The sequence below is a fragment of the Clostridium sp. CM027 genome, assembly GCF_024730565.1.
GTDB classification, from domain to species: Bacteria; Bacillota; Clostridia; order Clostridiales; family Clostridiaceae; genus Clostridium_AD; species Clostridium_AD estertheticum_B.
The window spans coordinates 3,806,005-3,814,291 of the sequence record NZ_CP077725.1; the positions used below are offsets into that span (position 1 = coordinate 3,806,005).

The following is an 8,287-nucleotide window of genomic DNA, read 5'->3' on the forward strand; positions in this document are numbered from 1 at the left end:
CATCTATAACTGATATACAGCTACCTTATCAGAAACTGTAAAGTCAGCTTCTGTAATACTACGAATATCCTCAACATTTAGGCCTTCAAATATTTCAGTAAGTACCAGTCCAGTGGGCGTTACCTCAAATACTGCTTTTTCAGTAACGATAACATCGACTACGCCTTTACCTGTAATTGGAAGAAGGCATTTTTTTAGTATCTTAGATCCACTCTTACTAGAATGTTTCAATGTAGCAATAACTTTGCGAGCACCATTTACTAAATCCATAGCCCCCCCCATGCCTGGTGCAAATTTTCCTGGAGCAAGTGGCATAGCCCAGTTTGCAATGCTACCCTCTTGATCTACTTCAAGTGCGCCCAGTACTGTGGCGTCAACATGCCCTCCACGAATAATGCAAAATGATGTAGCCAAATCAAAAACCGCAGCTCCGGCTAGTAAGCTAATAGGTTGACCACCAGAGTTTGCGATATCCGGATCTTCCTTGCCTAGTTTTGGCGTAGGGCCAAACATTAAGCAACCGTTTTCGGATTGCAATATTACTTCCACACCCTCAGCTAAATAATTGGCAACTGCTGTAGGCATTCCAAACCCTAAATTCACTACTTGATCATTACTTAGTTCCTTAGCTGCCCTCCGAGCAATTATTTCTCTTGCTTCCATACTAATTACCTCCTTTGATTTATAAACAATCAATTATTTTAATTGATTAGAACGAACCCACAAATCAGTATATACTTGTTTATGTTCATCAAATGAATATCCTTGTACAACGGCTTGTACAAATACACTTGGTGTACCTACGCATTCAGGTTCAATACCACCAACATCAACTATTTCATTCACTTCGGCTACTGTATAGTCTGCACCCATTGCCATAATTGGATTGGTATTAATGGCTAATCCACGATATTGTATATTTCCTAATCTATCGCCTTTATAACCTTTAATAAATGCAAAATCAGCCTTCAGCGGCAATTCAATTAAATACATTTTACCCTCTATTATAAGTTTTTGTTTACCGTATTCAACTAATGTACCTACACCTGTAGGGGTAAGAACACCACCTAATCCAGAACCAGCTGCTCTAATTTTTTCAACAAGACTACCCATTGGAAAGTATTCAATTTCAATATCTCCGTTTTTAAATTGCTCCAACGCAAGCTGGCAAGTGCTAGAATGAGCAGTTATTAATTTTTTAACTTGCTTGTTTTTGTACAATCGTGCAATGTCAAAATCCTGACCGGGATAAGAGTTAACTACTGATATTATAGTTAACTCTTTAACGCCTTTTTCTACTAATTTGTCAATCGCTTTAAGAGGTGCACCCACCCCTAGAAAGCCACCAAACATAATTGTCGCTCCATCGTGAACCTTTTCAATTACTCCATCTAAATCCATAACTTTGTTCATGAAATTATCCCCTTTCACTAATAGCTTGATATATAAACTTATAATGTCTCGGTTAAATCATCTCCTACGGAGCTGAAATGTCGTTAAATTTATGGGGGTATATTTTTATTAGCGTACGAAATATCTGTTTTCGCGTACACGGCCCATAGTATATCTTTTCGGTATAGTTTTATTAGTAAGATTAGGTATGCATAACTAATTTTTATTGCATACCTAATCTTCTTCATCTACTAGGTGTCTAAAATTTATACTTTATAGTTCTGCATTTAAATTCTTTTGTACTTTTGTCATAGCTCTATGCACAAAAGGTTGGATCAATTACACATCTACTAACACATACTTAGCCATCCATTATTTCTATACATCTAAGCAATGTGGGTTACTGCTACAACTGTGTTGTAAGGAATTCACTTAAATGTACATATAAACTATATATATTTATAATACTATAAATGAACGAAAATTATTACATTAATTTCAATATAACAAAAAAACATCTATGAAATCTCCTGTTACAATTAAGTCATGACACAAAACATAACTTATGCTATCCAAAGGGAGCTTCTAAAAAGTATAAATCAGATATTAATAGAACAAAATCATGGGATATATTTAGTCCATATGAATTTGAACCAGTATCTCAAGTATCTATTGATGATGATTGGTCAGCAATGCGTTTCCGTCATGTTGATAATATAAAGACAATGAAAAGAAAAACTGCAGTTACTGAAAAGGGAAAGGAACGAATAAAGGACAATAAAGGTTGTAAATAGGTATTACTGTACACGATTTACATATATATTGTTAATATGTAATTGTTAGTTTAATAGCTGACATCATCTAGAAATGGATTATTTGTGAGCTACTACCACTTCTATAAGTGGTGGTAGTTCACAGAAATAGTTCTGAATTTCCTTTATAAGCTCCATAAAAATCTACATTTTCAGTATCTCCTGGATTTGCTTTTGGAAGAACAGGAATATTATAAATTTTGTCTATTGCAAGTGGAGTATTGCTTGAAGAATTATCGTATTCATCAGTAATATAATAATTATCAGCATGACCAGTACCGTTTCTAGTTACCGCCAGTTTTACAATTGCTTCATATATTGCCATTGGTGCAATTATTCCGGTAACTTTAACCTGTCTTGTTGTTGGTATTCCAGGATTTGGATTAGAATTGCAATTGCAGGGACAAGGATAATATATTACCTTCATTGAAGTATGATTTTCGATATTATGATTACATTCATCTTTACAACTAGTATGTTTTTCTTGTATTACGATAGTATTTTTTATACAATAAATTACTTTTATAAATGGAATTAAATTGCTATCATTACACATGGCCGAACCAAAGTTAGTGATAAAATCATTATTTTTTTTACACAGAATTATACCCTTGTTTGAATTTGAATTCTTGAACCATAGCGAAACAATCTTAGTAAGATTCGCTGTAACTGATATTTTAGAAGTTATGGGATATATGCTACCTTCAATAAGATGGTTAACTTTCGGAGGATTTTTATAGGTAGTGTAATTGCTAAAATAATCAAAAAGCGGATATATATTAATACATTTTTTTTTATTTTTATAAAAGTTATCAGTTTTAAATAATACAATTTCTGCATTGGTTATTTCAGCATTATTTGGTATTGTGGAGATATCAAAAAATAAAAGGCTTGAATAAGTATATACTCCATCATTTCCTACGGTTATATAATCTTTATTTATGTTTCCAGTAGGAATTTTATTTGTTAATGTAAGACTTTTAGTTGATGGTATTATAATACTTTCCACTTTTGTTACACTCCTTATCTTATAACACAAACAAAGCAAAGCCTGCCAAGGCTTTGTTTGTGTTTATTATTATGCTATTGGAATCATAGCTCCTTCAAAAGCTCCACCATCTCCAGAGATTAATAATGTCACTGGCTTTGGTGTTGATAAAAGCTCATTAGCTGTTAGTCTGGGGGTAATTGCCATATATACTTCGTCGGGTGTAGTCGAGAAGTCTGCACCAGCAAGATACTCCTTTGTTACATAAAAATATCTATGAGTAGGCGTAAGCGGAGTAGTAATATTATCTAGAACATCCAAAGTTATAGTTACTGCATAGGTTGGAGAATCAGTACCAATCTTACCAGTAAGCTGTATTTCTTGAACAGAAGCAGTTTTAGGGCTTCCAAAATCTAAAGTTAGTGCTGCCATATATAAAGACTCCTTATTTTTAATTTAAGCTTTTTATTGCTCAATACATAGTATCGCATTTATGGTATTTTGTGACTAAAAAGGAGTATTTATACTATTTTTTTCTTCGAGTATTGGGGAGTCTATAAGTGTAACAAATATTAATTTATGGGAATGGAAATCATTTACTGATGTAGTGATTTTTACTAAATGAACATGTTTTCCATTACCAACAGGTATCTGAAGGCCAGAAGTTGCTTCGAAATAATGTAAGTGATCAAAACAATCTGTTCTTGACTTAACTTTATGAATATGTCCACCTGAAACAGATATTGCAGGACTGGATACTCCAGCAAATCTATGATTAGGAGGTGTTTCCTCTAATTCAGCTATTGTAGTGCTACCTTCAAACTCATGGACATGAAATTGTTTTTTTTCGGAATCACAATGATCTTTATCATCGATATTGTCATTAAGTTTTTTTTCGAAATCACAATGATCTTTATCATCGATATTGTCATTAAGTTTTTTTTCGGAATCACAATGATCTTTATTATCGATATTGTCATCAAGTTTTTTTTCAAAATCACACTGGTCTTTAACGTCGACTATATCATCATGTTTTTCTTCAAAATCACACTGGTCTTCACAATCGTCTTTTTCGACACACCAATCTTCAGGATGATACTTTGTTTCCATATTTGGCATAACATCGCTCCTTAGCTTTATTTAGTATATAATACGTAGATTGATTAAAAACGACACTAAAAGTAAAAGCCCGTGGTAAAATAATGTTATAATCTTCATAAGAGTTGCTTCGCAAGTGTAGATTAGTGTGAAGAATAGCAAGGATTTAAATATATAAAACAAAGATAGTGTTTACACTATCCAAACATAGAAGGAGGTGTTGTCAATGAGTAGGAGGACTAAAAAAGTATTGTACTTTGTAATGTTGACATATATTATTACACTTTTATTTTATTTAATGCTTCAGGTTATTGGAGGGAAATCAAGTCCGATTGCTGTCGATTTATTAGGAGTACCAATGATTCTACCTTTTATCTCAGTTATTATTGTGCAAAAATTTATCTTCAAACAGAAATTAAAAGGTTGTCTTGGCATTTCTTTTAGACCTAATTCTTGGTTTTTATTTTCAATATTATTACCTATGTTAATGGCATTGGTTATCAATGTAATTAGCATTATCCAGTTTAACAACATAATTTTTTCGAAAAAAACATTTATAATAAATATAATAATTGGTCTGTCTATTTCAGCTGTTTCAGCATTAATAGAAGAATTAGCGTGGAGAGGTTTTTTGTTTAATGAGTTGAAACATGTAGGTATGATTAAATCATCATTACTTATAGGCTTTATATGGGCAGTGTGGCATACTCCTGTTAGCATATGGTATAAGTATCCCAATAATCCGATTAAAGGAGCAATTATTAATTTTATACAAATGTTTGTTATATCTATAATTATTACTTATATTCGTGAAAAGTCAGAATCTATATTTGCAGCGGCTATCATGCATGGAATGTTTAATACAATGATTTTATCAAGTAATATGGATGATTTTAAAGTTGTGGTAATAAAGATTTTATCGGGTATGTTGGTTATAACTGTATTGTTTACATACGATTTTTATAAAAAAAAACCGCATCTCTGCTGTTAGTAGCTTAGTGCAGGCCAGAAGTTCGAAAGCTATAAGAAAAATAAGCGTATAGATTTGCAACCTAATTACATATTAAAAAATTATTATACTTCTTTTATTAAGAGTGAATTTTATCCTATATTTAGGGTTAAAATCCACTCTTTATTTTTTTGAGGTAGTGAAAAAAATTGAAGCTGGATCAGTATCATATGCTAAACATCTTCCATAACTTAAAACATCAATTGCATAATCCATGTGTAAGGAATAAGAAAGGTATGGTTGTCAATATTTATGTATAATTATAGGTAAATATGTATTATATTCAATTTAATTTGCAAATTTTGATATAATATGTTATATTCTTAGAAAGAAGTTTATAATTTGCAATTAATAGAATTATTAGGTCGAAATATAAAATTGTAATCAAATGAGAATTTTCTAAAAAACATGAGTTACATAAGATTTAGAGTAGAAACAGACTTTTAGTTTCAGTCATAATATCACTCATTATAAAAGAAAGAGTGTTAATAAGTGAGGAGATATATATTAATGATAGAGGGTTTTGCAGTTAATATTAAAGATGAATTTTTAGATATTAATATAGAAAAGATAACAGAAGGACTGGATAATTATGGTCAAGACTTAAAACGTAGCTTTAAATATAAAGAAGATTTATTTAGAACATCAATTGGAGAAATGCTAACAAGAACAAAAATGTGTAGTATATTAGGTATTTCCAATAAAGACCTTAAGTTTTTTAAAAATAATTATGGTAAGCCATACATAATAAATAACAAAAATATATATTTTAATATATCTCATTCAGGAGAATGGGTTGTAGGGGTATTTTCAAATTATGAAGTCGGTATAGATATTGAAATAAATTTAGATTTACAAGTGGATATTGTAGATACATGTTTTACAAAAAACGAGAAAGAATATGTGTATTTTGGAAATAAGAATAGTAGTATAAGTAGATTTTATGAGATATGGACACTAAAGGAAAGTTTTATTAAAGCGCTTGGAAAAGGTTTATCTATTCCGCTAGATAGTTTTGAGATATCAAAAGACAAGCTTGAAAAGGACTTATGGATTAATTCTGATAATCCTAATAACATATATTATTTTGAAATATGTAAGTTTCATAATGAATATACAATATCAATAGCTACTCCTATGAAAATATTTCCAAACGAAATAAAAATAATTAAGGTTGCTGAACTTTTCAGTGAGTTTATTAGATTGTAAATTAACCGATGGATTTTGATGTAAATTAAGGGGGAGAAGAATATGAAGGTAAAGTTATTTTGTATTCCATATGCAGGAGCGTCAGCAACTGTATATTTAAAGTGGAAAAAACAATTAAATAAAAATATTGAGGTTCATGCAGTAGAATTACCAGGAAGAGGATTAAAAGCTAATGAACAACTATGTACAAACATTGATGACATTGTTGAAGAAGTATTTAAGGAAGTATCGCAAGAAATTGATGAATATTCGGAATATGCTATTTTAGGACATAGTATGGGAGGCTTGATTGCATATGAACTTTATTACAAATTAATGAAGTCTAATTTTAAAAGACCAGTACATATTTTTATATCTGGATCTAAAGCGCCACAGTTAAGAATAGAAAATAGGGATAGTTATAAACTACCATTAGATAAATTTAAAGAATTAATATTAAAATATGGACTAACTACATCAAATGAAATTTTTATAAATAATGAAGTAATGGATTTTTTTCTTCCTATTTTAAGGGCAGATTTTAAAATCGGAGATACATATAATTATATAAAAAAAGAAAAAAAAATAGAGAGTGATATGACAGTATTGGTAGGAACTAAGGATGAGAGTATGAGTATAGATGAAGCCAACGCATGGGAAGAACTTGTAACTTCCAATTTTAGATTGAAAAAATTTAACAGCGGTCATTTTTTTATAAACGATTATGAAGACGATGTCATAGAAGATATAAATAATACGTTACTTTCCAAAATGAATTAAAATATATGGCATATTTAAATTAATTCAGTACATTAATAATTTTTACTAGTACATATTTAAAAAGTTAATTATGTAGCAGAAATTTATAACTATAGTGTACTTAGGAGGAGGATACTGTAATGTTAAAAAAAATAACAGTACCTGGAAATATATACGAAGTTGATGGGTGTAAAATGCATTTATATTTAGTTAATAGAAAGAGTGTAGGAACTGCGATTCTTATTTCAGGAAGTGGAACTACTTCTCCATATGCAGACTTTTATCAACTGCTAGATGAATTATCGAAAAGTATTAGTACATGCGTTTATGAAAGACCAGGATATGGGTTTAGTGGAACAACTAATTCAATAAGAGACATAGATACAGTTGTAGAGCAATTGAGAAGTCTTTTAAAAAAAGCATCGATTACACCTCCATATATATTTATTGGGCATTCAATGGGATCATTAGAGAGTATTAGATTCTCGCAATTATATCCAAATGAGGTTATGTTTGTAGCAACAATTGATGGCATTAGCCCAATATATGCTAAGAACTTTAAGAGGAGTTTTATTCAAAAATTAGGCAGCAATTTAATTAATAGGTGCATTACTTCAGATTTAATGAAAAAAATGCGTTATACATCTTTAGCAAATAAAATTTTTGTAGATATAGATGGATTACCAAAAGAAGTACAGGATATAAAAATACAAATGGCAAATGAAAATGCTGGAAGCAATGAAATGAAAAGAGAACTTGATATGTTGAATAGTAATGGAGAGAAAATTAAATCAGGTATAAGACCTACAGAAATTGATTTAATCAGTTTTAGTTCTGTAAATAACGGATATGAAAATTGGGAGGCTGTTCAAAGTGATTTAGAGAGCTATTTTAGTCTGAAAAGCAAGGTTGTTTATAGTGATTGTGACCATTATATTCATCACAAAAAATATAAAGATATAGCAAAAACTGTAGTTGGATTTTATAAACAAGTTCTTAAGAAATAATATATTTTATAAAAATTTAAAAGGGGATATTTTA

At 30.3% G+C, this 8,287-nt stretch carries 9 protein-coding genes; 4 read left to right on the forward strand and 5 right to left on the reverse strand.

Features of this window, described 5'->3' with window-relative positions:
- Window positions 1-3: 3 nt before the first annotated feature.
- The 5 genes from KTC92_RS18065 to KTC92_RS18085 all read right to left on the reverse strand — a co-directional run bounded on the left by KTC92_RS18065 (window position 4) and on the right by KTC92_RS18085 (window position 4,068).
- The gene (locus KTC92_RS18065) at window positions 4-663 is read right to left on the reverse strand and encodes a 3-oxoacid CoA-transferase subunit B (protein ID WP_216301667.1); all 660 of its coding nucleotides are present in this window, start codon (window positions 661-663) and stop codon (window positions 4-6) included.
- A 33-nt stretch (window positions 664-696) separates the two neighbouring features.
- Window positions 697-1,413, reverse strand: a complete 717-nt coding sequence (locus KTC92_RS18070; protein WP_220286713.1) for a CoA transferase subunit A — start codon at window positions 1,411-1,413, stop codon at window positions 697-699.
- Window positions 1,414-2,304: 891 nt separating this feature from the next.
- Window positions 2,305-3,213 (reverse strand): DNRLRE domain-containing protein, encoded by a 909-nt coding sequence (locus tag KTC92_RS18075; protein ID WP_220286714.1) that lies wholly within the window; start codon window positions 3,211-3,213, stop codon window positions 2,305-2,307.
- 69 nt (window positions 3,214-3,282) lie between these two features.
- On the reverse strand, window positions 3,283-3,624 hold the full coding sequence (locus KTC92_RS18080; RefSeq protein ID WP_216301670.1) for a hypothetical protein: 342 nt from the start codon (window positions 3,622-3,624) through the stop codon (window positions 3,283-3,285).
- A 75-nt stretch (window positions 3,625-3,699) separates the two neighbouring features.
- Complete coding sequence (locus KTC92_RS18085) at window positions 3,700-4,068, reverse strand: YmaF family protein (RefSeq protein ID WP_258280786.1); 369 nt, start codon at window positions 4,066-4,068, stop codon at window positions 3,700-3,702.
- Window positions 4,069-4,516: 448 nt separating this feature from the next.
- Here KTC92_RS18085 and KTC92_RS18090 point away from each other — a divergent pair, with 448 nt between their 5' ends.
- From KTC92_RS18090 to KTC92_RS18105, 4 genes are all read left to right on the forward strand, one after another.
- Window positions 4,517-5,281 (forward strand): CPBP family intramembrane glutamic endopeptidase, encoded by a 765-nt coding sequence (locus KTC92_RS18090; RefSeq protein WP_220286715.1) that lies wholly within the window; start codon window positions 4,517-4,519, stop codon window positions 5,279-5,281.
- A 528-nt stretch (window positions 5,282-5,809) separates the two neighbouring features.
- The gene (locus tag KTC92_RS18095) at window positions 5,810-6,508 is read left to right on the forward strand and encodes a 4'-phosphopantetheinyl transferase superfamily protein (RefSeq protein ID WP_220286716.1); all 699 of its coding nucleotides are present in this window, start codon (window positions 5,810-5,812) and stop codon (window positions 6,506-6,508) included.
- A gap of 42 nt (window positions 6,509-6,550) precedes the next feature.
- A complete protein-coding gene (locus tag KTC92_RS18100; RefSeq protein ID WP_220286717.1) occupies window positions 6,551-7,267 on the forward strand; it encodes a thioesterase II family protein in 717 nt (238 codons plus the stop codon).
- A gap of 119 nt (window positions 7,268-7,386) precedes the next feature.
- Window positions 7,387-8,253, forward strand: a complete 867-nt coding sequence (locus tag KTC92_RS18105) for an alpha/beta fold hydrolase (RefSeq protein WP_220286718.1) — start codon at window positions 7,387-7,389, stop codon at window positions 8,251-8,253.
- Window positions 8,254-8,287 lie beyond the last annotated feature (34 nt).